Genomic DNA, 23,293 nt, shown 5'->3' with positions numbered 1-23,293 from the left:
CTCAGCCCCCGGTCATCGACATATGACGAGGCAAGGCGGGCGCGGCCCCTCGCGTATCGATGGCGAAATGGTGCCGGGCGGGCTTGATCTTCATGGCCACGTCCAGCGCCTCGTGGAGCGCTGTGGCGGGATCGTCGGAACGGATGGCCGCCCGCAGATCGACGTTTTCAGTGCCGCCCAGGCACGCGAACAACTGTCCGGTGGCGGTCACCCGGATGCGGTTGCACCCTTCGCAGAAGTTGTTGGTGAGCGGGGTGATGAGGCCAAGCCGTCCGCCGGTTTCCGCGACGTCCCAGTATCGGGCCGGGCCGCCGGTGCGATGGCCGCTGGCTGACAGCGTCCACCGCGCCGCCAGAGCATCCTGAACGGCGCTGAGTGGAAGGTAATGATCCAGCCGATCACCTTCGACCTCCCCCAACGGCATTACTTCGATCAACGTGGCGTCAAAGCCCTGCCCGTGCGCCCAGGCCACCAGATCGCCGATTTCGCCCTCGTTGATGCCCTTCAGCGCAACGGTGTTGAGCTTTACCTTCAGACCCGCCGCCTTGGCCGCCGCCAGACCTGCCATGACCTGTGGCAACGAGTCGCGGCGTGTCAGCGCGGCGAACTTTTCCCTGTCGAGGGTGTCGAGCGAGACATTGATGCGCCGCACCCCGGCGTCGCGCAGGTCCTGCGCAAACTCCGCAAGGCGCGTACCATTGGTGGTGAGGGTGAGTTCCTCGAGTCGCCCATGCCCATCGTCCGCGCCGATCCGCCGCCCGAGGGCGCGGACCAGATCAATCATGTCGCGGCGAACCAGCGGTTCACCCCCCGTCAGCCGGATACGCGTGATGCCCCGTGCGATGAAGCCCAATGCAAGGTCATGCATCTCGTCCAGCGTGAGCACTTCCTTGCGCGGCAGGAAAGTCATCCGCTCCGGCATGCAATAGGCGCAGCGCAAATCGCAGCGATCCGTCACCGACAGGCGCAGGTATGTAATCCTGCGCTGGAAACTATCTACGAGAGGCGCGGGAGCGGTCATTCAGAGGGATATAGCATCTCCGCCGCGCCGGTTCCATCCAGCGGCAGCAATTGTCCGGTCACGCCCCCCGCCCGGGCAAGGTAGCGCGCCGTTGCGCTGGTCGCCTGCGGGTCGTCGCTCTCGACCGCGTTGATTCGCGATGGGACGAAACGGCGCGCCAGTGCCTGTACGGCGGCAAGGCGCCATCCCCGATGGGCATGGTCTGCGGGCAGGAACACCAGCGTCAACGGGTCCGCCCCCGCCAGCAGCGTCGCTTCGACGGACGGCAGCACTCGGGCGTGGAAATCGGCGGCGGCTTCCAGCGCATCGTCGCTCAACGGGCCGATGTGCAGGAGTTCGCTCATGCCATCAGCGGCGTTCGCGGGTGAGCGTCATGCCGATCCGCTCGTTCACTTCGGTCAGGGCCAGCTTGACGATCTTGACGGACACCGCTTCCACCCGATCGTCCTGCAAGAACAGCGTTTCGCAGACATGGTCGGCCACCGCTTCGATCAGCTTGAAATGAACATCGCGCGGCAATCCATCGGAAGCGGCGAACTTGAGGTCCATGTAGTTCTTGCTCTCCGACAATGGCGTGTCGGGCGAATAATGATCCGCAGGCTTCAGCCTCACGATAATGGTGAACCGCAAAGGCTGGGGTTTGCCGGTCTCTTCCGAATAGATGCCCGTCAGGACGTCCTGTTCGAAATCGGCGACTTCAAGGATGAGCGAATCGGCCATGGCGCGCCCTTAGCCGGGATTCGACCAACGCGCGAATATCGCGGTGGGCAGCAGCCTGCCCTCCCCGTCTTCGCGCACGGCAAGGTCACCGTGCTCGATCGCCCCCGGCAAGTCGGCGAACAGGCCATCCATCAGCCCGGCCAGCGCCAGCGACGACATGCGCACCGCATAGACCGTCAGAAACAGGAACCGGCTCTGGTCATCCAGCAAGCGCCGGCAATCGGCCAGAAGCGCCGGAAGATGCTCCTCCAAACGCCAGGTTTCGCCATTGGGACCGCGCCCGAATTTGGGAGGATCGAGGATGATCCCGTCATAGCGCTTTTCCCGGCGCACCTCGCGCGCGGCGAATTTGGCGGCGTCGTCGATCATCCAGCGCACCGGGCGCGATTCGAGGCCGGCGAGCGCGGCATTTTCCCGCGCCTGAGCAACCGACTTCTTGGATGCGTCCACATGCGTGACCGGACCGTGCGCGGACAGCGCCAGCGTGCCGACCCCGGTATATCCGAACAGGTTGAGCGTGCTGGCATCGTCCCGCCCATCGAGCATCCCGCGCATCCAGTCCCACACGGGGGCCATGTCGGGGAAAAAGCCGAGGTGGCGAAACGGCGTGCACTGCGCGGTGAAGCTTACCTCGTTCCACGCCAGCGGCCAGCCATCGCGCGGTACGGCCTTGTCGAACTGCCAGCGACCGCCGCCGTCCTCATCCGAACCGGGGACGAACTCGCCATGGGCGTCCCACTCGCCGTCGTTCTGGCGCGGGTTCCACATCGCCTGCGGTTCCGGGCGCACGAAGCGATAATCGCCGTATCGCTCCAGCTTGCGACCGTGCCCCGAATCGACGAGGCCATAGTCCGCCCACCCGTCGCCGACGAGAAGCTGCGGTTGAGTGGTCAGCGTCGCCATCAGACTTTCGGGCTGGCGTGTTGCGCCACGAACTGGGTCACTGCCTCGAACGTGCCGGGCAGCGTCTCACACTTTTCCTCACGCTCGAACAGATCGCCCACGCGGCTGGGCAGGACGGGGCGCTGCCCGGTTGCGCGTTCGACCGCTTCCGGGAACTTGGCAGGATGGGCAGTGGCCAGCGTCACGACCGGAACCGATGCGGCGATGCCCGCCGTGCGCGCTGCATACAGCCCGCATGCCGTGTGCGGATCGACCAGTTCACCCGTATGCTCCCACGCCCAGCGGATGGTCGATGCCATCGCGTCGGCATCGGCGCGGGCCGACGAAAACAGAGCGGCGGCGCCTTCGCGCTGGGCATTGGTCAGCTGCATCGCCCTGGTCGCTTCGAACCCGGCCATCTGCTGCGCCAGCGCGACCCCATCGCGTCCGCCCAGATCGAACAGCAGGCGCTCGAAATTCGACGATACCTGAATGTCCATCGACGGCGCAGCGGTTGGCGTCACCGCGCCCTGAGAATAGTCGCCATCGGCCAGTGCGCGATGCAGGATATCGTTGACGTTGGTGGCGACGATCAGCTTCTCAATCGGCAAGCCCATCTGCGCCGCGACATAGCCAGCGAACACGTCGCCGAAATTGCCTGTCGGCACGGAGAACGCGACCTTGCGATGCGGAGCGCCCAGTTGCAGCGCGGCGGCGAAGTAATAGACCACCTGCGCCATCAACCGCGCCCAGTTGATCGAATTGACCGCCCCGATGGCGAAGCGGTCGGTCATCCCCTGATCGTTGAACACCCGCTTCACGATGGCCTGTGCGTCGTCGAAATTGGCGTTTTCCAGCGCGATGTTGTGGACGTTGGGCGCCAGTACGGTGGTCATCTGGCGGCGCTGCACGTCCGAAACCCGGCCCTTGGGATGCAGCATGAAGATGTCGACCTTGGCGCGGCCTGCCACGGCATCGATCGCCGCCGATCCGGTATCGCCCGAGGTAGCGCCGACAATGGTCAGGTTCCGATCGGAGCGGCCGAGGAACTCCTCGAACAGCAGGCCCAGAAGCTGCAGCGCCACGTCCTTGAACGCCAGCGTCGGACCATGAAAAAGCTCCAGCACCCACTGCTGCCCGTCCAGCTGCTTCAGCGGCGTTACCGCGCTATGCGCAAAGCGGCCATAGGCCTGCGTCGTCAGTTCCAGCAGCCGTTCTTCGGTCAGGCTGCCGGCGACGAACGGGGCCATGATCCTAGCGGCCAATTCTGCGTATGGCAGGCCCGCCATTTCCGCAATTTCGGCCTCTGAGAAGCGCGGCCATTCGCGCGGAACGTACAGCCCGCCGTCCGATGCCAGGCCGGCAAGCGTTGCGCCTTCGAAATCGAGCGCCGGAGCGCTGCCACGGGTGCTGATATAGTCCATGGGAAAGCGCGGTTAGCGACCGCACGCCGAAATGAAAAGCCTGTCGTTGCAATCACCGCCTGCGGCAGGTGTGTGGGGCGGGGTGATCATGGCCTTCCGGGGGCCAATGCTAAGCGCCTAAGTCCGCCGCCGGAGCGCCAGAAGATAAATGACGAGCGCAGTCAATGCGAACAGAAACCACTGAATCGCATAGGACAGATGGTTGTTCGGGAGGTCCTGCGGGTCGGGCAGAGCGTTGGCCTGCAACCCTTCCAGCGGCGGATCGGCGACCAGACGAGGGCCGGGAGCAATCACGCCTGTGACGAGCCCGCCATTCCAGTCCGGCTTCACCAGCGGTTGCAGTGACCAGCCCAGCACGACACGCGCAGAACCACCGCCTGCCAATCCGCACTGGACGGTCTGCGCCACTCCCGCCTGGTCCGCCGCGTTGCGCCCGGCCATGCCGCTACGGTTCGAGACGGATTGGCAATCGAGCACGGCGCGGCGGTACAGCATGTCCTCTCCCACACCTTTCGACGTCCACTGGATGACCTCACCGTTTCCCTTGGCCGCGGTATAATGCGCGATCAGCGCTTCTTTCTCGTGAAGGCGGCCCAATTGCCAAAGCCCGAGCGCGATCATGAGGGCCACCGCCGCGAGGACAACGATCGTGGCAAAGACAGGAAGGCGGCGCATCGATCATCCTTGGCGGGTGGAATGCAAAGGGGCAGCCGACACGCGCCGACTGCCCCTTTGAAATCAGCTATGAACCGGATCAGTGGGTGGGATAGCCCCAGCCACCCCAGATGTAGACGGCCACGAACAGGAACAGCCACACGACGTCCACGAAGTGCCAGTACCAGGCAGCTGCTTCGAAACCGAAGTGCTGGCGAGGGGTAAAGTCACCCTTGTAGGCGCGGACCTGACACACGATCAGCATGATCGTGCCGACGATCACGTGGAAGCCGTGGAACCCGGTCGCCATGTAGAACGCAGAGCCATAGGTGTTTCCACCAAAGCCGAACGGCGCGTGGATGTACTCATAAGCCTGAATGAACGAGAAGAGGACACCCAGCGCGATCGTCGCCCAAAGACCCTTCTTCAGCCCATCACGGTCGCCGTGGATCAGCGCATGGTGCGCCCAGGTTACCGTCGTGCCCGAACACAGCAGGATAAGCGTGTTCAGCAGCGGCAGCGCGAACGGATCCATGACCGCTTCGATCGCCTTGGGCGGCCATTGTCCGCCGACCGTTTCCGCAAGTTCGGACGGGAACAGCGAAAAGTCGAAGAATGCCCAGAACCAGCCGACGAAGAACATCACTTCCGAAGCGATGAACAGGATCATGCCGTAACGCTGATGCAGCTGCACCACCGGCGTATGATCACCCGCGTGCGCTTCGTTCACGATCTTCGAGAACCACATGAACATCGATGCGAGCAGCAGCGCCATGCCCAGCCATGGAACGAACTTGCCGCCCGGCATATCGTGCATGAACAGGACCATGCCCGAGGTGAAGGTAAAGGCACCGACGGTCGTCGCGAGAGGCGCGATGTCCGGCGGAAGGATGTGGTAGTCATGGTGCTTGGTACCGGCCATGGTGCCTTCGTCCCCGTTTATCGAATTTGTCTGTCGCCCACGACCAGCATGCCTTTGCCGCGGACGGTTCCCGAGCCGGCCTTAACCGCCAGTTCGGGTTCGGTCCAGTGTCTTTGCGTCGCTGGTGGCGGTCACGTGGAAAGTGTAGCTGAGAGTGATCTGTTCCACGTCCTTGTTGTCCGGATCGTTCAGGATCTCCGGATCGACGTAGTAAAGCACTGGCATGCGCACTTCCTCACCCGGCTTCAACGTCTGCTCTGTGAAACAGAAACACTGGATCTTGTTGAAATACCGAGCGGCCTGCTCAGGCTCCACGTTAAAGCTTGCAGTGCCGACCACTGTCTTGTCAGACGTATTTTTCGCCCAGAACACAGCCATGTCTCGCGCACCGATTGAGACTGTGTCGGTCCGTTGCAGGGGCTTGAACTGCCACGGCATGCCGCGCTCGAGGTTGGCATCGAAGCGGATGGAGATCGTCCGTCCACTATCCTTAACGGTGGCTGCCTGCGCCTCGTCCACCCGCATTGTCGTTCCACCGAAGCCGGTGGCGGCACAAAAGATGCGGTAGAGCGGCACAGATGCAAAGCCCAGCGCCAACATGCCGAGCGCTGCACCGGACGCGATCAACGCCGTCTTGCGATTGCGCTTAAGCCGTGCAGGCCGATGTTCCGAAGCTGTCCCTGCCATCAATTCAGCTCATCTTGGCGATCGAGATGAAGAAAAGCAGAATCACGAACGCTGCCAGACCAAGCCCCAGCACGCGATTGCGGCTGCGGCGAATCTGAGCGGCGGTCTGCTGGTCTCGAGGCTGTGTCATCTGCATGTTTCCGATCAGACGGCGATGAAACGGTCGGCAACAAGCGCCGCGAAGAGTGCGAAAAGATAAATTACCGAATACGCAAACAGCTGTTTTTCCGGCTTCATCGCATCATCGGGGCCGCTGCGCTCCCGCAAGCCGACCCGCACCGCGAGCGCGAGAAATGCCGACGAAAGAACCAGGGCGGATACGCCGTAAATCGCACCGGTGTGCTGTTCGGGCAGCCACCACGGCAGCGCGCTCAACGGCAGCAGCAGCACCGAGTAGGCCAGGATCTGGCGGCGAGTGGAGCGTTCGCCAGCCACCACCGGCATCATCGGAATGCCGACTTTCGCGTAGTCGGTCTTCACGAACAGCGCGAGCGCCCAGAAATGAGGGGGGGTCCAGAAGAAGATGATAGCGAACAGGACCACCGGCATGAGCGAGACCTCGCCCGTGGCCGCGACCCAGCCGATCAACGGCGGAAAGGCCCCGGCTCCCCCGCCGATCACGATGTTCTGAGGCGTCCGGGGTTTCAGCCACATCGTATAGACGACCGCGTAATAGACGATCGACACCGCCAGGATCGCGGCGGCGAGCCAGCTTATGGCGAACCCCATCAGGAATACCGACGCGGCGCACAGGACGCCGGCGAAATCGCGCGCCGTGGTTCGATCCAGACGACCTTGCGGGATCGGACGCTGCGCGGTGCGCTTCATTCCCGCGTCCAGATCCGCTTCCCACCACTGGTTCAGGGCGGCCGCCCCTCCCGCACCCATGGCGATGCACAGGATCGCAGTGAAGCCGAGCACGGGATGGATGCTCACCGGCGCGGCCAGCAGTCCGCACAGCCCGGTGAAGATGACCAGGCTCATCACGCGCGGCTTCGTCAGGGCGAACAAGTCGCGCCAGTCGGCCGGAAGCGGGGCGGCGGTGCCTGCGGACACCGGGTTGGGAATCGTCATTGTCATTCGATCATATACCTGCCTGCGCCCTCAAAGCGAGGGGCTTGGGCAAACGTCCAGGCGAAGGCCCTGAATGCAAACGATCCAGGGCTGCTCTTTAGGGAGTGGCCCTGGATCGGTGCTTGATGCCTGGCCCGAAGGCCGAAGCAGATCAGTGGTGAGCCGTTTCCTCGATAACCGGAAGCGTCTCGAACTGGTGGAACGGCGGCGGGCTGGACAGCGTCCACTCCAGCGTCGTGGCGCCTTCGCCCCAGTAGTTGTCTACGGCCTTCTTGCCGGCAGCGTAGGCGTAGATGATGTTGATGAACCACACGACCATGCTTGCGGCCATCACCATGTAGCCAATCGTGGCGACGTGGTTCCAGTGTGCATAGGCTTCCGCATAGTCGGGATAACGACGCGGCATGCCCTGCAGGCCGAGGAAGTGCATCGGGAAGAAGATCATGTTCACGCCGATGAAGAACACCCAGAAGTGGACATGCGCCAGCAGTTCCGAATGCATCTTGCCGCTCATCTTGGGGAACCAGTAATAGAACCCGGCAAACAGCGCGGTGACCGCACCCAGCGACAGAACGTAGTGGAAGTGAGCCACGACGTAGTAGGTGTCGTGCATCACGTCATCGACGCCGCCGTTGGCCAGAACCACACCGGTTACGCCGCCCACGGTGAACAGGAAGATGAAGCCGAGCGCCCATACCATCGGCGACTTGAACTCGACCGAACCGCCCCACATCGTGGCGATCCACGAGAAGATCTTGATGCCGGTCGGCACCGCGATCACCATCGTTGCGGCGGTGAAGTACATCTTGGTGTTCACCGACAGGCCGGTCGCATACATGTGGTGAGCCCACACGATGAATCCGACCACGCCGATCGCGACCATGGCGTAGGCCATGCCGAGGTAACCGAACACGGGCTTGCGCGAGAAGGTCGACACGATCTGCGAAATGATGCCGAAGCCCGGCAGAATCATGATGTACACTTCGGGGTGGCCGAAGAACCAGAACAAGTGCTGGTACAGGATCGGATCGCCGCCGCCCGACGCATCGAAGAACGTCGTGCCGAAGTTACGGTCGGTCAGCAGCATGGTGATCGCAGCGGCCAGAACCGGCAGCGCCAGCAGCAGCAGGAATGCCGTGACCAGCACCGACCAGACGAACAGCGGCATCTTGTGCAGGGTCATGCCCGGCGCGCGCATGTTCAGGATGGTGGTGATGAAGTTGATCGCACCCATGATCGAGCCGGCGCCCGCAAGGTGAAGCGAGAAAATGCCGAAGTCGACAGCCGGTCCAGGCGATCCGCTGGTCGAGAGCGGGGCGTAGACGGTCCAGCCCGTACCCGCACCGTTGCCCGTGCCGCCTGGCACGAAGGCCGAGCAGAGCAGCGAGATGAAGCCGAACACGGTCAGCCAGAACGAGATGTTGTTCATGCGCGGGAACGCCATGTCGGGCGCCCCGATCATGAGCGGCACGAACCAGTTGCCGAAGCCACCGATGATGGCGGGCATGACCATGAAGAATACCATGATCAGGCCATGGGCGGTGATCAGGACGTTCCAGGTGTGGAGCGTCGAGTTGAAATCGGGATTCACCGCGCCGAACCAGCGAGCGAACGTGTCCAGATACTGGATGCCCGGCTCGTTGAGTTCGATACGCATCATGCCCGAGAACGCGCCACCCACAATCCCCGCGATGATCGCGAAGATCAGGTACATCGTGCCGATGTCCTTGTGGTTGGTGGACATGAACCAGCGGGCAAAGAAAGCCGGCTTGTGGTCATGATCGTGGTCGTGTCCGTGCCCATCGCCGTGAGCCTGGAAGTGATCAGCAGTGGTTGCCATGGTCTGGACCCTGTCCTGGAATTTTTCTGTTATTCAGCTTCGGCGGTGGCTTCGGCCTCTGGGCCGGGCACCGATGAAGCATCCGCTGCGGGAGCAGCAGGCTCTGCGGCAGCCGCCGCCGGTTTCTTCTTGCCGGTATCGATTTCGCCACCGGCGTGGGTCAGGACCCAGGCATTGTATTGAGCGCGGGGCAGCGCTTCGACCGCAATCGGCATGTAGCCATGCTTGGCGCCGCACAGTTCCGAACACTGGCCGTAGTAAACGCCCGGCTTTTCGATCACGAGAACCTTCTCGTTGATGCGGCCGGGAACGGCGTCGAGCTTGAACCAGAGCGACGGAATGGCGAACGAGTGGATGACGTCAGCCGCCGTGATCTGCAGGCGGATCGGTTCTCCCACCGGGACCACCATGCGGTTATCCACTTCAAGGTGCGAAGGACCATCCCAAGGGCGCGAGCCGACTTCACGCACGCCGTTGTTGATCGTCGGCGAGCCGGGGATGTTCAGCATGTTCGAAATGACTTCGAAATCGCCGTTGTCCGGGTAGCCGTAAGTCCAGAACCACTGGTTGCCGGTGACCTTGATGGTCAACGCGCCTTCCGGAGCCGGCTTGTACTGCTTGGCGATGAGATCGATCGACGGGACCGCGATGCCGATCAGGATCAGCACCGGCACCAGTGTCCACACCACTTCGAGCAGGGTGTTGTGGCTGGTCTTCGACGCGACCGGGTTGCGGCGGCGATTGAAGCGGACAGCGATAATCACCAGCAGCACCAGCACCAGGATACAGATCAGGGTGATGATCGGCATCAGAATGCCGTCATGGATCCATGCACCGTATTCGCCGAGCTTGGAGAATTGCTGTTGGAGGCCATAGGCGCCGTCAATCGGCATCCCGATGCCTTCCACAGGCTTCATCGGGGTGTAGCTGCCCGCGCCGGAAGCCATGGCGGCTCCTTCCGCCGCGCCGGTGGCGATCGGCGACGGGGCGGCAGGTGCGTCTTGCGCAAAAGCCGGAACAGCGGCGGCCAGGGCCGCAACGGCGGAAAGCCCAAGGCCCCCTGCCATACGCCCCAGGCCATGAATGGTTTTGCCGAATGTCATGGTTCTTTGCGCTTCCACTTCCTTCGAACGCGCAGCCGGTTAAGTCCGTCTCGCGCGCACCCCTGTTATGGAGGCATCTGCCCCCCTTTGCGGGGGCGTATACGCGCGCTTGCCGCGTGTCTCAAGCGCCTCTAGGGGAATTTTTGACGCAAGGCCTGGCATAGCCCTGCGGAAGGCTTGAAAATTCACACCAGAAGGTACGTCCGTAATGCTCGAAGAAGAGGTCCTGGCCGAGTTCCGTGCAAGCAAGGCTTTGCTGGAAGGGCACTTTCTGTTGTCATCCGGACGGCACAGCGCCCACTACCTGCAATGCGCCCGCGTGCTCATGAACCCGGACCGCGCCGCGCGACTGGCAGTGGCCCTGGCCGCCCGGTTGCCGCACGACGTCCGTCGCCAGATCACCAAGGTTGTATCCCCCGCGATGGGCGGCGTCATCATTGGTCAGGAAATGGGCCGCGCCCTGCAGGTCGATGCAATGTTCGTAGAGCGGCCGACCGGTACGTTCGAACTGCGGCGCGGATTCGCGCTCGAACGCGGAGATAAGGTGCTTATGGTCGAGGACGTGGTGACGACCGGCCTGTCGAGCCGGGAAGCCATCCGCGCGATCGAGGAAGCGGGCGGCCAGGTGATCGCGGCGGCCTCGCTTGTCGATCGCTCAGCCGGATCGGTCGATCTGGGCGTGCCGTTCTTCCCGCTGCTGGCGCTTAATTTCCCGACCTATGCGCCGGACGACGTGCCCCCCGATCTCGCCGCCAGCCCCGCCGTGAAGCCCGGCAGCCGGGCTCAGGCTTGAACTCTCGCACTGATGACACGCCACTGATCAGGATGGCCCGATGAACGTCCACAGCCCCGCGCGCCTTCGCCTTGGCGTCAACATCGACCACGTTGCGACGATCCGCAACGCGAGGGGGGGCGAGCACCCGGACCCGGCACGCGCGGCGCAGATCGTGGCGCAAGCGGGGGGTGACGGCATTACGGTGCACTTGCGCGAAGACCGCCGCCATATCCGCGACGAAGATCTTCAGCGCGTGGCGGATGCGACTGGATTGCCAATCAATCTTGAGATGGCGGCCACCGATGAAATGCTGGAGATCGCCCTGCGCCACCTCCCGCATGCCGCGTGCATCGTCCCGGAACGACGGGAAGAACGCACGACGGAAGGTGGGCTGGACGCGGCGGGACAGCACAACCGCCTGGCTCCGATCGTTGCCCGGCTCTCGGATGCGGGCATCAGGGTCAGCCTGTTCATCGCGCCGGAGCCGCGTCAGATCGAAGCGGCGATGAAGCTGGGCGCGCCGGTCGTCGAATTCCATACCGGCGAATACGCGCACGCTCATGGAGAGCAGGTGGCCATCGAACTGCGGCGAATCGTCGATATGGCGGCGCTTGCGGCCAAAAACGGCATCGAGCCGCACGCTGGCCATGGGCTGACGTATGAGAACGTGCAGCCGATTGCCGCGATTCCGCAACTGGCGGAACTGAACATCGGACACTACCTCATCGGCGAAGCGATCTTCTGCGGGCTGGAAACCAGCGTGAAGCGGATGCGCCTGCTGATGGACGAGGTACGCTGATGGACCTGTTGCCCACCGTTTCCGGGCCGAGAACCCGCCGATGATCATCGGCCTCGGATCGGACTTGTGCAATATAGAGCGGATCCAGCAGTCTCTGGACCGCTTTGGCGACCGCTTTCTCAATCGCGTATTTACCGATGTCGAAAAGGCAAAGGCTGCTCGCCGCCCGCACACCATCGCCGGGACGCTGGCAAAGCGATTCGCCGCGAAAGAGGCTTTTTCGAAAGCGGTCGGCACCGGATTCAAGGCCGGTGTGTTCATGAAGGACATCGGCGTCGTCAACGCTCCGTCCGGCGCTCCGACCCTGGCATTGACGGGAGGCGCAAAGGCGCGGCTCGACACGATGATCCCGGACGGGCACCAAGCCGTTGTTCACCTGACACTGACTGACGATCATCCCTGGGCGCAGGCATTCGTCATCATCGAAGCTCGCCCGATTTCTGCCCCCTGATCCAGAGTATCATTTCCCATCATGATCGAACGCCCGGCTCCGTCCGCCCTTACCGGTGGCAACGACCCAGTCTCTCCGTCGGAGGCCGAGGGCACCCGGCGGCGGACGACCAACTGGGCGCATGAACTGCGGGGGCTGGCGGTCATGCTTTTGGGCGTACTGGCGTTCCATTCCTTTGTGGCCAAGCCGTTCTACATACCTTCGATCTCGATGATGCCGGGGCTGCTGGTGGGCGACAGGCTGGTCGTGTCCAAATACCCGTATGGCTGGAACTGGTCGTCGCTCAGTTTCCATGTCCTGCCTCGGTCGACGCATCGGGTATTGGGCGGGGTGCCTGAATACGGCGATATCGTCATCGTCGTCCCCGGAAATCGCAAAGCCGATCTCATCAAGCGCGTTGTCGCCCGCCCGGGGGACCGGATCGCGGTTATCGATGGGCGAATCCGTTTGAACGGCAAGTTCATCCCCCGCGAAATCGAACCGCCGGTGCAGATTGCCGCCGACGATTCGCTGACGTGTGAAGGGCAGGAGCCAGGCCATTGTTACGACGGCTTCGGCCAGTACAGGGTGCGCCTGCCGAGCGGAAAGGAAGTTTACGAGCTGCCGACCTACCGTGAAACCCTGCCCAACGGCGCGAGTTATCAGATCATCGACTACGTCGATCAGGATCTCGACAACTACGGGGAGATTACCGTGCCTGAAGGCCATGTCTTCCTGATGGGTGACGATCGCGATCGATCGGCCGACAGTCGCGCCCCCTTCTATACCAATAGCCGAGGCGAACCCGACGGGGGACTTGGTGGCCCCGTTCCGCTTTCCGACATTGGCGGACGCGCAGAATTCATTACGTTTTCTCTCGACGGGACGCAAAGCTGGAATCCCCTGACGTGGTGGACATCGATGCGAAAAGGCCGGGCCTTTACCAGCCTGCGCCCGCCAATCGTCACCCAGCTCGCAGCGACGGGGAGCACCCCCAATGGCCAGTGACGCCGGAAGCGAAGGCGAAGAACCCGAAGAATCCGCCCTGACGCGTCGTGCCGGGCCGACCGATATCTCCGATCCTCTCGTGCGGCATGAGGCCCGCAAGGCCTTCGTCTGGATCGGGATGGCCGCACTGTTCGCGCTGGGTGTGTTCCTGTCGCAATCTCTGCTCGTCATCTTCGGCGGGGTCGTGTTCGCGGCGCTGATCGACGGTGGTGCCCGCATGATCGGTCGCGTTCTGCCGATCGGTCGCAGTTGGCGGGTCGCCCTCGTCCTGTTTGCGGCGATCGCGTTCGTGCTCTGGCTGGGGAAATTCGCCGGCAGCCAGATCACCCAACAGGCCGCTGAGCTGCCCACGACGATCGAAAGCCAGTTCCACCGGGCGATGGCCTGGCTGCAACGTCACGGCATGGACATCCGCGTAGGCGACGTGAAGTCGATCGCGCAGGAAGCAATGGGCGGGATCGGCCAGGTAACGGCAGCGCTCGGCGGGCTGTTTGGCGCGTTGACCACGCTGTTCCTGATCCTGGTGCTGGGCATCTACATGGCGCTCGAACCCCGCCTCTACCGGCGCGGCGTGGGCTGGATGCTGCCGCTGGAACGGCGCGACCATTTCGAGACGACCGCCGAAGTAATGGGCCGCGCGCTGCGCCGCCTATTGTTCGGACGGGTCATCGGCATGACGGTCGAAGGGCTGTTTACCTGGTTCATGCTGCAGTTCTACGGGGTCCCCATGGCCGTACTGCTCGGTCTGATCACTGGCATCCTGGCTTTCCTGCCGAACATCGGTGCGCCGATTTCCGGCGCGATCATGGTCATGGTCGGCTTTTCCGTCAGCGGTCAGATGGGGCTGTACACGATCTTCGTCTACGTCCTGATCCACTTGATCGACGGATACCTGATCGTCCCCTACATCGCCCGCAAGACGGTTGATCTGCCCCCGGCGCTGGTTCTGGCAGCACAGTTGATCATGGGCGTCCTATTCGGGCTGCTTGGTCTCGCGCTTGCCGATCCTTTGGTCGCCATGATCAAGATCTGGCTTGAACGGGAAGCCGCGCGTAACGGTGGCGATACGGCTTCCGATGTCGAGCGGCTAGAGAGCGCCTGACGCATGGTGCGCAAGTTCCTGTATCTGATCGCTGCGGTCATCGTTCTGCTATTGCTTGGTCTTCTGGCGCTTCGGGTATGGTTCGAGGACCTGACCGAACTGGCGTTCGTCCCGACCGTGTCGTTTGCATCCCAGCAGCCGCTACCATCCAACGCATGGGATAACCCGGCGATGTGGATCGCCCATCCTCGGCTGGAAAATGACCCCGCCCAGTGGTTGCCGCCGGGCGTGGCGAAGCCTGCGAACAAGCTGCCAGTCGCCGTCTTCTTCCTCCACCCGACCAGCTACATCGCGCGCGATGCATGGAACGGGTCGATCGAGGATCCCACTAGCCGCAGCCGCGCCGCCCTTTTCGTGCAAGGCATGGCCAGTCCCTTCAACGCCGCCGAGGCGATCTGGGCGCCGCGTTACCGACAGGCAGCAGTCGGGTCTTTCCTGACGTCGAAACCGGAAGCGGCGCGGGCGATTGATGCGGCTTATGCGGACGTGCTGGCGGCGTTCGAGGTATTCGAGAAGAACCTAAAACCCGGACAGCCGATCGCCCTTGCCGGGCACAGCCAGGGCGCTTTCCTGCTTCGGCGTCTGATGCGCGATCGTATCGCGGGGACCGATCTAGTTTCACGGCTTGTCGGGGCGTGGATCATCGGTTGGCCAGTATCGCTGCAACATGATCTGCCGCGAATGGGCGTGCCCGCCTGCGATCGAACTGATCAGGCGGGCTGCGTGGTCAGCTGGCTTTCGGTCGCCGATCCTGCCGACACGAAAATGCTGGTCGAGGCTTATGGCCGTCGCACCGGTCTGGACGGCGCGTCCGTGGCGGGCAGCCCGTTCCTTTGCACCAACCCGCTGACCGGCACGCAAAATGCCAGCGCCGAGGCGGAGGCCAATTTGGGAACGCTGGTGCCGGACCTTGCCGCAAACAGCGGTACGCTGGTGGCGAAGGCGGTTCCCGCTACGTGCGACGCCGACCACTTCCTGCACATCGGCCCGCCCCCAAGCCTGGATCTGGGACCGTACGTGCTTCCCGGAAACAACTACCACCTCTATGACATGACGCTGTTCTGGGCCAACCTCCGGGCAGATTTCGAAAGGCGGGCCGCGGCGTGGCAGGCAAGACAGCAGACGGCGCGCTGATTACCACCAGTGCGCTTTCATTCCGTGATGCCCTGCCCGTTCGCGGCGGATTGCTCGGGCTTGATCTCGGAACGCAGACCATCGGCACGGCATTCGGCGATCCGGGCTGGCGCATCGCGTCGCCGGGAAAAACGATTCGACGCGGAAAGTTCGGCCTCGACAAAGCCGTGATGGAAGAGCTGATTCGCGAACGGGCGATCAAGGGAATCGTCATCGGCCTCCCCCTCAACATGGACGGATCGGAAGGCCCCCGCGCTCAATCCAGCCGTGCCTATGCCCGCAACCTGTCAATAATCGGCCTCCCGATCCTGCTGTGGGACGAGCGATGGTCCACCACCGGGGCGGAGCGCGGGTTGATCGATCAGGACATGAGCCGGGCCAAGCGCGCCGAGCGGATTGATTCGGCGGCGGCCGCCGTGATCCTTCAGGGCGCGATGGATGCCCTGGCCGGAAGCGTGTTCTAGGCTAGTATTCTCAGGACAACAGTCAGCCCGTCATCCGCACCATTCCCGCCCGCACCGTCCATCACCCGGCGCACCGCATCCGCCCTCGCGCGGTCAAGTATCGCTCCGGGCACATGCGCATCGTGCAGGATCAGATCGGCGGTGCCCAGCAGGCGCGCCTCGCGCAGAGTGAGGTCTTCGGGATCGTCGCTTCGCAGCGTGATTTCCACTGTCCCGCCTACCCTCTTGATGTCACCGGCAAGCCACGGGGCGACGTGCGTTGCGCCTCCTTCGACGAAAGGGTCGAGCGGCCCGCCAGCGCCAAGCGCGGCATCGAGCGCGCGGCGGCGTTCCCCGGCGTTCGGAAACCGGCTTCGCAACGCGGCGCGGGCGTCAAAGAGCGCCGAGGCAAGCGCGCCCAGCGATTGCGGTAGCAAAGCTTCCAAGCGAAGCCGCAATTGCTTGGCAAGCCCCGCCGATGCTCCTCCCGTTCCGATCGCGACCAGTACCGGCGACCGGTCGAGGATCGACGGTACCGTGAAATCGCACAAGGCAGGCCGATCTGCCGCGTTCACCAACAGCCCGGCCGCCCTGGCCCGAGCTGTGTCGGCCTGGGCGTCTGCCTCATCCTCATGAGCGATAAAGGCAAAGCGTGCGCCTTGAGCTACCCCTGTGTCGAGGTCGGCTACTACTCGTCCACCGGCACGTTCCACCAGTCGCCGCTTGGCCTCCGCCGCCTCTCCTTCACCCAGCACGACGATCGCACGACCGTCCACCCGGTGAAACAGAGGCAGCACATCGATCACCGGCGCCGCGCCTTCAATCCAGCCATGCCGGCACCTGCTCGGCGGCAAGAATGGCGGCAGGCTCTATGCGGTTGGCGACGATCGCCCACTTGTCGCCATCGACCATGACTTCGGGCACCAGCGGACGGCTGTTGTAGGTGTTGGCCATTGTCGCGCCATAAGCTCCGGCGGTGCGGAAGATGGCAAGGTCGCCTGCCTCCACCGCGTCGATCGTGCGCGCCATGGCAAACGTGTCCGAGCTTTCGCAGATCGGGCCAACGATGTTGGCGACGATGGTCTGTCCCGAAGGCTCCACGGCGGCGAAATCATGCCACGCGTCGTACATCGCCGGGCGCGCCAGATCGTTCATTGCGGCGTCGACAACGATCCATGGGTTGGTGGTGCCCTGCTTCACCCGCACCACTTCGGTGACGAGGACGCCGGAGTTTCCGGTGATGACGCGGCCCGGCTCGAACATGAGCGTAACATCCCAGTCCTTCGCCACATCGGCGATCATGCGGCCATAGTCGTCTGGCGTGGGCAGTGCGTCGCCCGCCTTGTACGGCACGCCAAGGCCTCCGCCGAGATCCATGTGCGTGACTGTTTCGCCGCTTTCACGCAGCACCTGCATCAGCGCGCCCATCTTCACGAACGCCTGACGCGATGGCTCAAGATCGCTGATCTGGCTGCCGATATGCACCGCCAGCCCACGCATGGTCAGGCCCGGGAGCGCGGCAAGGCGGCGATAGATGTCGGCAGCGCGATCGTAAGCGACGCCGAACTTGTTCTCTGCCTTGCCCGTGGAAATCTTGGCATGGGTTCGCGCGTCGACATCGGGGTTGACGCGCAGAGTGCAGGTGGCCGTGGTGCCGAGCTCCGCCGCGATGGCGGACAGTTCGATGCCCTCTTCCTCGCTCTCCAGATTGAACTGGCCGATCCCTGCCCGCACGGCAGCGGTCAATTCGGCGCGCGTCTTGCCCACGCCCGAGAATACCACGTCCTCTGGCTTCATTCCGGCGGCCAGCGCACGGTTCATCTCGCCTTCCGAGACGACGTCTGCTCCATACCCCTCCCGCGCCAGCAAACGCAGGACGGCAAGGTTGGGGTTGGATTTTACCGCGAACGCGATGTGCACTCTGGGCAGCGCCGACAGTGCTTCACGGAAGACGCGGGCATGGCGCGACAGCGTGGCGCGGGAATAGACGTAGACCGGCGTGCCGACTTCCGCTGCGATCGCGCGCAGCGGCACTTGTTCGGCGTGCAGCGCGCCGTCGATATGTGCGAAGTGATCCATGGGGTCCTGTTTACGTCTTATTCCGGCGGGGGAAGATCGAAAGGATCGTCGTCCCGCTGTTCGGATCGGGTGCGCAGTTCGACACTGCGCTCGGGAATGGCCTGGGTCGGCGTCTGAAGCAGTTCGGGCGCTGCCGGTTTGTCGGCCCTGCCATACGGCGCAGGCGGCAGCTGCTGACCCGGTTTTAGCGCCAATGCCGAGCGCTGACCGCAGCCGGAAAGCACCGCCATCAAGGCCAGGGCAGCAACGCCGTGTTTCAATCGTGGGCGCATCGACACTTACTCCAGACCCAGCGCAGAGCGGGCTTCCGCCACGCGCAGGCGCACCTGTTCGGGCGCGGTGCCGCCGTGCGACTTGCGCGCGGCGACCGAAGCCTCGACCGAGAGCGCCTTGAATACGCGCTCGTCGATGCGGCTGTCGATGGCTTTCAGGTCATCGAGCGGCAATTGATCAAGAGCGACACCGCGCCCTTCCGCCAACTTGACCGCAGCGCCGGTGATATGGTGCGCCTCGCGAAACGGAATATCGCCTTCGCGCACCAGCCAGTCGGCCAGATCGGTGGCGGTGGCAAAGCCCAGTTCGGCGGCGGCGCGCATGCGATCGGTGCGGAATTTCGTTTCCGCGACCATGCCGGTCATCGCCGCGATGGAAAGGGCGAGCAGGCTGGCGGCTTCGAAAACCGGCGGCTTATCGTCCTGCATGTCCTTCGAATAGGCGAGCGGCAAGCCCTTCATCGTCATCATCAGCGCCATCAGGCAGCCGGAGATGCGCCCGGCATGGCCACGCACCAGTTCCGCCGCGTCCGGGTTCTTCTTCTGCGGCATGATCGAGCTGCCGGTGGACAGCGCATCGGGCAGGGTGACAAACCCGAATGGCTGGCTGGCCCAGATGATGAACTCTTCCGCCAGCCGCGACAGATGCAGCGCGCACTGACTGGCGGCCATCAAATAATCCAGCGCGAAATCGCGGTCGGACACCGAATCGAGGCTGTTGGCCGTCGGCGCATCGAAGCTAAGCGCCTGCGCGGTCATTTCCCGGTCGATCGGGAACCCGGTTCCGGCCAGCGCGGCGGCGCCAAGGGGGCTGCGGTTCATGCGCACCCGTGCATCGGCGAAGCGGGAACGGTCACGCCCGATCATCTCGTAATAGGCCATCAGGTGGTGGCCCAACGTCACCGGCTGCGCGGTCTGAAGGTGCGTGAACCCCGGCATGATCGAGCCGGAATGCTCCCCGGCGCGGGTAACCAGCGCCACCTGCAGCGCTTCCAGGCCGGCATCGGCCTGATCCATCGCATCGCGCACCCAGAGGCGGAAATCGGTCGCCACCTGATCGTTGCGCGAACGGGCGGTGTGCAGGCGCCCCGCCACTGGCCCGATCAGCTGTGCCAGCCGCGATTCGGTGGTCATGTGAATGTCTTCAAGGTCCCAGTCTTCGGGGACTCCGCTGGCTTCGTACTCGGCGGCGACGGCATCCAGACCGTTGCGGATGGTCACGGCGTCCTCCCCCGAAACGATGCCGCAGGTGCCCAGCATCGCGACGTGCGCCTTGCTTGCGGCGATGTCCTGGCGCCACAATGCCTTGTCGAAGGGAATCGAGGCGTTTATCTCGCGCATGATTGCCGATGGTCCCTGCGCGAACCGTCCGCCCCACATCTGGTTGGAGCCTGCCCCCTTGCTGTCTTCCCGTTCGCTCAAGTCGATTGTCCTGTATTCGCTGGCCGGGGCCTGTGCCCTGATGATTGCCGGCTGCGATAGTAAAGGTGGGAAGGACGCGCAACCGCAGGCTTCCCAGGCCGGCAAACAGACCGCCGGTGCTCCGCCTGCCGACAAGTCCGCCAAGCTTGACCGATCACACAAGGGCGAGCCGATGCCGACCGTCAGCCTGGTCGACAATACCGGCGAAAGCCTTGACCTGTCGTCGTTCAAGGGCAAGCCGCTGCTAATCAATCTGTGGGCCACCTGGTGTGCACCGTGCATCGCGGAAATGCCGACACTGGCCAAGCTGATCGCGCGGGAGCCGGAACTGGGCGTTACGGTCCTGCCGATTTCGCAGGACATGGGCCAGACCGACAAAGTGGTCGAAATCCTGCGCCGCCGCGAACTGGAGCAGATCCAGCCGTGGGTGGACGAACAGGGCGACCTTGGCTTCCAGTATGGCGGCAACCTGCCGGTGACGGTGCTGTTCGACGCCAAGGGCAAGGAAGTGTGGCGCTATACCGGCGGCAACGACTGGACCAGCCCGGAAGCGCTGAAACTGATCGCCGAGGGCAAGGCCAGCTGAGAACCCGGACTTGAACCAGGTTTAGTTGATGAAACACATGTGCGTGGCCGTCCTTGCAAGGACGGGCGGGGCCAGGGTGGATCGACGATGGAAAGAGCCGTCCGCATGATAGCAGCCCGCGCCGCTGTAGGAAAATCGCCGCGCCTGAAAAAGGAGGCCCGCGCATGACATTGCATAGCTGGTGGCTGTTCGTGATCGCGGTGTTCCTGCTATCGGGAACGCCGGGGCCGAACATGCTCCACATCCTGTCGCGCAGTGTCGAGATGGGGATGCGCCGCACCGTCATCGCCATGGCGGGCTGCCTGGCCGCGATCCTGCTGGTGCTGGCGGCATCGGCGGCGGGGCTGACCACGCTGCTGCTCGCCCTGCCCGGCGCGTTCGAAGTGCTGCGCTACGCCGGTGTCGCGTACTTGCTGTTCCTCGGCGTCAAGGCATGGCGCACCAAGGCGTCACCGCTCGACGTAGGCGACGCACCACTGCCGCGCACCGTTTCCGCCAGGGCCCTGTTTCGCGGCGGTTTCGCCATCGGCATCAGCAATCCCAAGCTGATCCTGTTCGCTGCCGCCTTCTTCCCGCAGTTCGTCAATCCCGCGCAGCCGCAGGCTCCGCAGTTCGCCACGCTGGTGGCGACGTTCGCGGTGATCGAGACGTTCTGGTACGGCGTGTACGCCGCCGGTGGGCGCTCGCTCTCGCGCTATCTGGCGCGCCCGACGATCAAGCAGGCGTTCAACCGGATGACCGGCGTGGTCTTCGTCGGGTTCGGGCTGGCGCTGCTGAAGATCAAGCAGTCCTGACCGGTCAGGGCGCGATGCGCTGGCCGTCCCACGCCAGCACTTTGCCCGAATCTCCCTGCTCCAGTCCGGCGATCACCCCCAGCAGGTGATCGGCGCTGACGGCGGGCGCGAACAGCTTGTCTGGGGGGACGCCTTTCTGGAACGGCGCCGAAAGCCCGGTATCCACGGTGCCGGGATGCAGCCCCACGGCGATCGCGGAAGGGCGCGTGCGGTTAAGCTCGATCGCGAGATTGGCGATGATCATGTTCAGCGCCGCCTTGGATGCGCGATAGCTGTGCCACCCGCCAAGCCGGTTGTCCCCGATCGACCCCACCCGTGCCGACAGCGCCGCGAACACGCTGCGCCGATCGCGCGGCAGCAACGCGATCGAGTGTTTGGCGATCAGCGTCGGCCCGATGGTATTGAGCCGATAAAGCGCCGCCATGGCATCGGCGGAAACAGCGGCGAAGCTCTTTTCCGGCTGGTAAGCGCTTTCATGGTGCAGGGTGCCGGTGGCGACGATCACCAGGTCGACCGGCCCCTCTGCCGCGATGTCCTGCGCGGCGCGGGCGATCGAATCCTCGTCCTCCAGATCGAAGCGAAAGGGCACCACGCTATCGCCCGCGCGCGCTGTCTCCCGCCGCGATCCGGCATGGATATGGCTCCAGCCCTGCGCTTTCAGCCCGTCGACCAGAGCGCCGCCGATCCCGCCGGACGCCCCCCAGATCACCGCTCGCCTTGCGTCCATCGTCCATGCTCCTTGATGAAGATGAACGCCAGGGATCGGCGCTGGTTCGCCGCCATCATGAACCGCCGAATTGCTCGGCCTGATGTTCGGTAAGGTTTTCCGAGAACGCGGGGGACAGCTTGCGCTCCAACTTGCGGCAGCGGTCCGCATGCTCGATCAGCGCGCGGGAAATATCGCGCAGCATCGCCGGGTCCAGCGCTGCCTCCCCTGACAGGCGACTGCGCAAGTCGCGCTCCTCCAACCCCAGAACCCGCGCCGTGACGCGCTGGCCGCCTAACGCCTCGACAGCCTGCGTGAACAGGGCAAGCTGGACCATCGAATCTTGCGGCATCAGGCGGTGGCTTTCGGTAGGAGATGCCCCGTCCATCAGGGACCCTCACGCGGGTATCAGGCAAGACAGCCCGAGGGATGCTGGAACACGTTCAGCGTGACGAAGCAAACCCCCGTTTCAAAGCCCCCCGGCCTGACGCAGCAGGCGCTCGGCGCGGGCGAGATATGGCCGGTCCAGCATCCCGCCCTTCCAGCCGATCGCGCCGACGCCGGGATTGGCGGCGAACACCTCCACGATTTCGCGCGCTTCGGCGATTTCCGCCTCCGTCGGCGTGAAGGCCGCGTTGATGACCGGGACTTGGGCAGGGTGGATCGCCATCATCCCGCGAAACCCGTCACGGCGAACTTTCTCCGCGCGTTCCCGCAGGGCATCGAGATCCTTGTAGTCGGCACTGATCGTCTCGATCGCGGTGACGCCAGCCGTCGCCGCACCGATCACGGTCAGGCTGCGCGCCAGTTCGTACGTGAACGAGTACGATCCATCCTCATTCCGATTGGACGACGCACCGATCGAATCGGCCAGATCCTCCGCGCCCCAGGTCAGCGCGACGACGCGCGGCGCGCCCTTGTAGCTGCCGGTGTGGAACATCGCCTCCGCCGTTTCGGTGATCAGGACGATGACGGGGGTGGACCCTTCCTCGATCCCGTTCGCCACTTCCAGCGCGGACAGGCAATGATCCAGCTTGTCCACATCGGCGCGGCCATAGACCTTGGGCAGCATGATCCCGCCGGGCCGGGCGGGCATCACGGCGGCCAGATCCAGAAGGGTGTGCGGCCCATCGAACGGATTGATGCGAACCCACAGGCGCGGTTGTTGCTGCGGGTTGGCCTTGATGAAATCATGCACCAGCGGGCGCGCGGCGGCCTTGGCATCGGGGGCGACGGCGTCTTCCAGATCAATCAGCACGATGTCGGCATCGCCGTCCATCGCCTTGGCCATCTTCTTCTCGCTGTCACCGGGCGCGAACAGCCAGGATCGGGCGGCGATGGGCTGGTGATCGAACGGCATCGGCGGCGGCATCCTCAACGTTACATCGTATGCGCTCGCCGCAACCGAGCGAGCGC

The 23,293-nt window shown here is 63.9% G+C and carries 28 protein-coding genes; 9 read left to right on the top strand and 19 right to left on the bottom strand.

Annotated features, from left to right (window positions below; all coding sequences use genetic code 11):
* Position 1: 1 nt before the first annotated feature.
* The 12 genes from moaA to coxB form a co-directional block, all read right to left on the bottom strand.
* A complete protein-coding gene (gene moaA / locus ACZ1JM_RS14940; RefSeq protein ID WP_465133162.1) occupies positions 2 to 1,021 on the bottom strand; it encodes a GTP 3',8-cyclase MoaA in 1,020 nt (339 codons plus the stop codon).
* Positions 1,018 to 1,365 carry a Rossmann fold domain-containing protein gene (locus tag ACZ1JM_RS14935; RefSeq protein ID WP_465133161.1) on the bottom strand — a complete coding sequence of 116 codons (348 nt, stop codon included), beginning with the start codon at positions 1,363 to 1,365 and terminating at the stop codon, positions 1,018 to 1,020. Before ACZ1JM_RS14935 ends, moaA begins: the two co-directional genes overlap by 4 nt.
* Positions 1,366 to 1,369: 4 nt before the next feature.
* Complete coding sequence (locus ACZ1JM_RS14930) at positions 1,370 to 1,741, bottom strand: dihydroneopterin aldolase (protein WP_465133160.1); 372 nt, start codon at positions 1,739 to 1,741, stop codon at positions 1,370 to 1,372.
* Between the two features lie 9 nt (positions 1,742 to 1,750).
* Positions 1,751 to 2,644: a class I SAM-dependent rRNA methyltransferase gene (locus ACZ1JM_RS14925; RefSeq protein WP_465133159.1), complete on the bottom strand. Its 894-nt coding sequence runs from the start codon at positions 2,642 to 2,644 to the stop codon at positions 1,751 to 1,753.
* Positions 2,644 to 4,047 (bottom strand): threonine synthase, encoded by a 1,404-nt coding sequence (thrC, locus tag ACZ1JM_RS14920; RefSeq protein ID WP_465133158.1) that lies wholly within the window; start codon positions 4,045 to 4,047, stop codon positions 2,644 to 2,646. The genes ACZ1JM_RS14925 and thrC overlap by 1 nt, the downstream gene beginning before the upstream one ends.
* Positions 4,048 to 4,164: 117 nt before the next feature.
* Positions 4,165 to 4,722, bottom strand: a complete 558-nt coding sequence (locus tag ACZ1JM_RS14915) for an SURF1 family cytochrome oxidase biogenesis protein (RefSeq protein WP_465133157.1) — start codon at positions 4,720 to 4,722, stop codon at positions 4,165 to 4,167.
* 79 nt (positions 4,723 to 4,801) lie between these two features.
* Positions 4,802 to 5,623: a cytochrome c oxidase subunit 3 gene (locus ACZ1JM_RS14910; protein ID WP_465133156.1), complete on the bottom strand. Its 822-nt coding sequence runs from the start codon at positions 5,621 to 5,623 to the stop codon at positions 4,802 to 4,804.
* 81 nt (positions 5,624 to 5,704) lie between these two features.
* Positions 5,705 to 6,310 carry a cytochrome c oxidase assembly protein gene (locus tag ACZ1JM_RS14905; RefSeq protein WP_465133155.1) on the bottom strand — a complete coding sequence of 202 codons (606 nt, stop codon included), beginning with the start codon at positions 6,308 to 6,310 and terminating at the stop codon, positions 5,705 to 5,707.
* A 4-nt stretch (positions 6,311 to 6,314) separates the two neighbouring features.
* Positions 6,315 to 6,440: a hypothetical protein gene (locus ACZ1JM_RS14900; protein WP_465133154.1), complete on the bottom strand. Its 126-nt coding sequence runs from the start codon at positions 6,438 to 6,440 to the stop codon at positions 6,315 to 6,317.
* Positions 6,441 to 6,454: 14 nt separating this feature from the next.
* Positions 6,455 to 7,384 (bottom strand): heme o synthase, encoded by a 930-nt coding sequence (locus ACZ1JM_RS14895; RefSeq protein ID WP_465133153.1) that lies wholly within the window; start codon positions 7,382 to 7,384, stop codon positions 6,455 to 6,457.
* Between the two features lie 151 nt (positions 7,385 to 7,535).
* A complete protein-coding gene (gene ctaD / locus ACZ1JM_RS14890; RefSeq protein ID WP_465133152.1) occupies positions 7,536 to 9,224 on the bottom strand; it encodes a cytochrome c oxidase subunit I in 1,689 nt (562 codons plus the stop codon).
* A gap of 29 nt (positions 9,225 to 9,253) precedes the next feature.
* On the bottom strand, positions 9,254 to 10,327 hold the full coding sequence (gene coxB / locus ACZ1JM_RS14885) for a cytochrome c oxidase subunit II (RefSeq protein WP_465133151.1): 1,074 nt from the start codon (positions 10,325 to 10,327) through the stop codon (positions 9,254 to 9,256).
* A gap of 208 nt (positions 10,328 to 10,535) precedes the next feature.
* Between coxB and pyrE the strand changes: the two genes are divergently transcribed.
* Genes pyrE through ruvX form a run of 7 tightly spaced genes read left to right on the top strand, consistent with a single transcriptional unit; the run spans position 10,536 to position 16,039 of the window.
* Entirely contained in the window at positions 10,536 to 11,120 is a 585-nt protein-coding gene (gene pyrE / locus ACZ1JM_RS14880; protein ID WP_465133150.1) for an orotate phosphoribosyltransferase, read from the top strand.
* Between the two features lie 40 nt (positions 11,121 to 11,160).
* Entirely contained in the window at positions 11,161 to 11,901 is a 741-nt protein-coding gene (locus ACZ1JM_RS14875; protein ID WP_465133149.1) for a pyridoxine 5'-phosphate synthase, read from the top strand.
* Positions 11,902 to 11,941: 40 nt separating this feature from the next.
* Complete coding sequence (gene acpS / locus ACZ1JM_RS14870) at positions 11,942 to 12,352, top strand: holo-ACP synthase (protein ID WP_465133148.1); 411 nt, start codon at positions 11,942 to 11,944, stop codon at positions 12,350 to 12,352.
* A 21-nt stretch (positions 12,353 to 12,373) separates the two neighbouring features.
* Entirely contained in the window at positions 12,374 to 13,339 is a 966-nt protein-coding gene (gene lepB / locus ACZ1JM_RS14865; RefSeq protein ID WP_465133147.1) for a signal peptidase I, read from the top strand.
* The gene (locus ACZ1JM_RS14860; protein WP_465133146.1) at positions 13,329 to 14,441 is read left to right on the top strand and encodes an AI-2E family transporter; all 1,113 of its coding nucleotides are present in this window, start codon (positions 13,329 to 13,331) and stop codon (positions 14,439 to 14,441) included. Before lepB ends, ACZ1JM_RS14860 begins: the two co-directional genes overlap by 11 nt.
* Positions 14,442 to 14,444: 3 nt before the next feature.
* Positions 14,445 to 15,575: a DUF3089 domain-containing protein gene (locus ACZ1JM_RS14855; RefSeq protein WP_465133145.1), complete on the top strand. Its 1,131-nt coding sequence runs from the start codon at positions 14,445 to 14,447 to the stop codon at positions 15,573 to 15,575.
* Positions 15,545 to 16,039, top strand: a complete 495-nt coding sequence (gene ruvX, locus ACZ1JM_RS14850) for a Holliday junction resolvase RuvX (RefSeq protein WP_465133144.1) — start codon at positions 15,545 to 15,547, stop codon at positions 16,037 to 16,039. The genes ACZ1JM_RS14855 and ruvX overlap by 31 nt, the downstream gene beginning before the upstream one ends.
* On the opposite strand, the gene ACZ1JM_RS14845 is transcribed toward ruvX, so the two are convergent.
* From ACZ1JM_RS14845 to argH, 4 genes are read right to left on the bottom strand one after another with little or no spacing between them, the layout of a single operon-like run.
* Positions 16,036 to 16,824: a precorrin-2 dehydrogenase/sirohydrochlorin ferrochelatase family protein gene (locus ACZ1JM_RS14845; protein ID WP_465133143.1), complete on the bottom strand. Its 789-nt coding sequence runs from the start codon at positions 16,822 to 16,824 to the stop codon at positions 16,036 to 16,038. The two genes, ruvX and ACZ1JM_RS14845, sit on opposite strands and share 4 nt — an antisense overlap.
* 13 nt (positions 16,825 to 16,837) lie before the next feature.
* Complete coding sequence (gene lysA / locus ACZ1JM_RS14840) at positions 16,838 to 18,097, bottom strand: diaminopimelate decarboxylase (RefSeq protein WP_465133142.1); 1,260 nt, start codon at positions 18,095 to 18,097, stop codon at positions 16,838 to 16,840.
* Between the two features lie 17 nt (positions 18,098 to 18,114).
* Positions 18,115 to 18,369: a hypothetical protein gene (locus tag ACZ1JM_RS14835; protein ID WP_465133141.1), complete on the bottom strand. Its 255-nt coding sequence runs from the start codon at positions 18,367 to 18,369 to the stop codon at positions 18,115 to 18,117.
* A 6-nt stretch (positions 18,370 to 18,375) separates the two neighbouring features.
* Entirely contained in the window at positions 18,376 to 19,749 is a 1,374-nt protein-coding gene (argH, locus tag ACZ1JM_RS14830; RefSeq protein WP_465135089.1) for an argininosuccinate lyase, read from the bottom strand.
* A 19-nt stretch (positions 19,750 to 19,768) separates the two neighbouring features.
* Here argH and ACZ1JM_RS14825 point away from each other — a divergent pair, with 19 nt between their 5' ends.
* Both ACZ1JM_RS14825 and ACZ1JM_RS14820 read left to right on the top strand, forming a co-directional pair.
* Positions 19,769 to 20,377 carry a TlpA family protein disulfide reductase gene (locus ACZ1JM_RS14825; RefSeq protein WP_465133140.1) on the top strand — a complete coding sequence of 203 codons (609 nt, stop codon included), beginning with the start codon at positions 19,769 to 19,771 and terminating at the stop codon, positions 20,375 to 20,377.
* A gap of 164 nt (positions 20,378 to 20,541) precedes the next feature.
* Positions 20,542 to 21,171, top strand: coding sequence for a LysE family translocator (locus ACZ1JM_RS14820; protein WP_465133139.1), 630 nt, complete (start codon positions 20,542 to 20,544; stop codon positions 21,169 to 21,171).
* 4 nt (positions 21,172 to 21,175) lie between these two features.
* On the opposite strand, the gene ACZ1JM_RS14815 is transcribed toward ACZ1JM_RS14820, so the two are convergent.
* The 3 genes from ACZ1JM_RS14815 to ACZ1JM_RS14805 all read right to left on the bottom strand — a co-directional run bounded on the left by ACZ1JM_RS14815 (position 21,176) and on the right by ACZ1JM_RS14805 (position 23,237).
* Complete coding sequence (locus ACZ1JM_RS14815; protein ID WP_465133138.1) at positions 21,176 to 21,898, bottom strand: SDR family NAD(P)-dependent oxidoreductase; 723 nt, start codon at positions 21,896 to 21,898, stop codon at positions 21,176 to 21,178.
* A 55-nt stretch (positions 21,899 to 21,953) separates the two neighbouring features.
* Positions 21,954 to 22,229, bottom strand: a complete 276-nt coding sequence (locus tag ACZ1JM_RS14810) for a hypothetical protein (RefSeq protein WP_465133137.1) — start codon at positions 22,227 to 22,229, stop codon at positions 21,954 to 21,956.
* A 117-nt stretch (positions 22,230 to 22,346) separates the two neighbouring features.
* The gene (locus ACZ1JM_RS14805; protein WP_465133136.1) at positions 22,347 to 23,237 is read right to left on the bottom strand and encodes an HpcH/HpaI aldolase/citrate lyase family protein; all 891 of its coding nucleotides are present in this window, start codon (positions 23,235 to 23,237) and stop codon (positions 22,347 to 22,349) included.
* Positions 23,238 to 23,293: the final 56 nt, after the last annotated feature.

It is taken from the genome of Novosphingobium sp. BL-S-24 (genome assembly GCF_055521575.1).
Note: the sequence above shows the minus strand (reverse complement) of the source record. Positions and strands in the feature narration are given on the sequence as shown.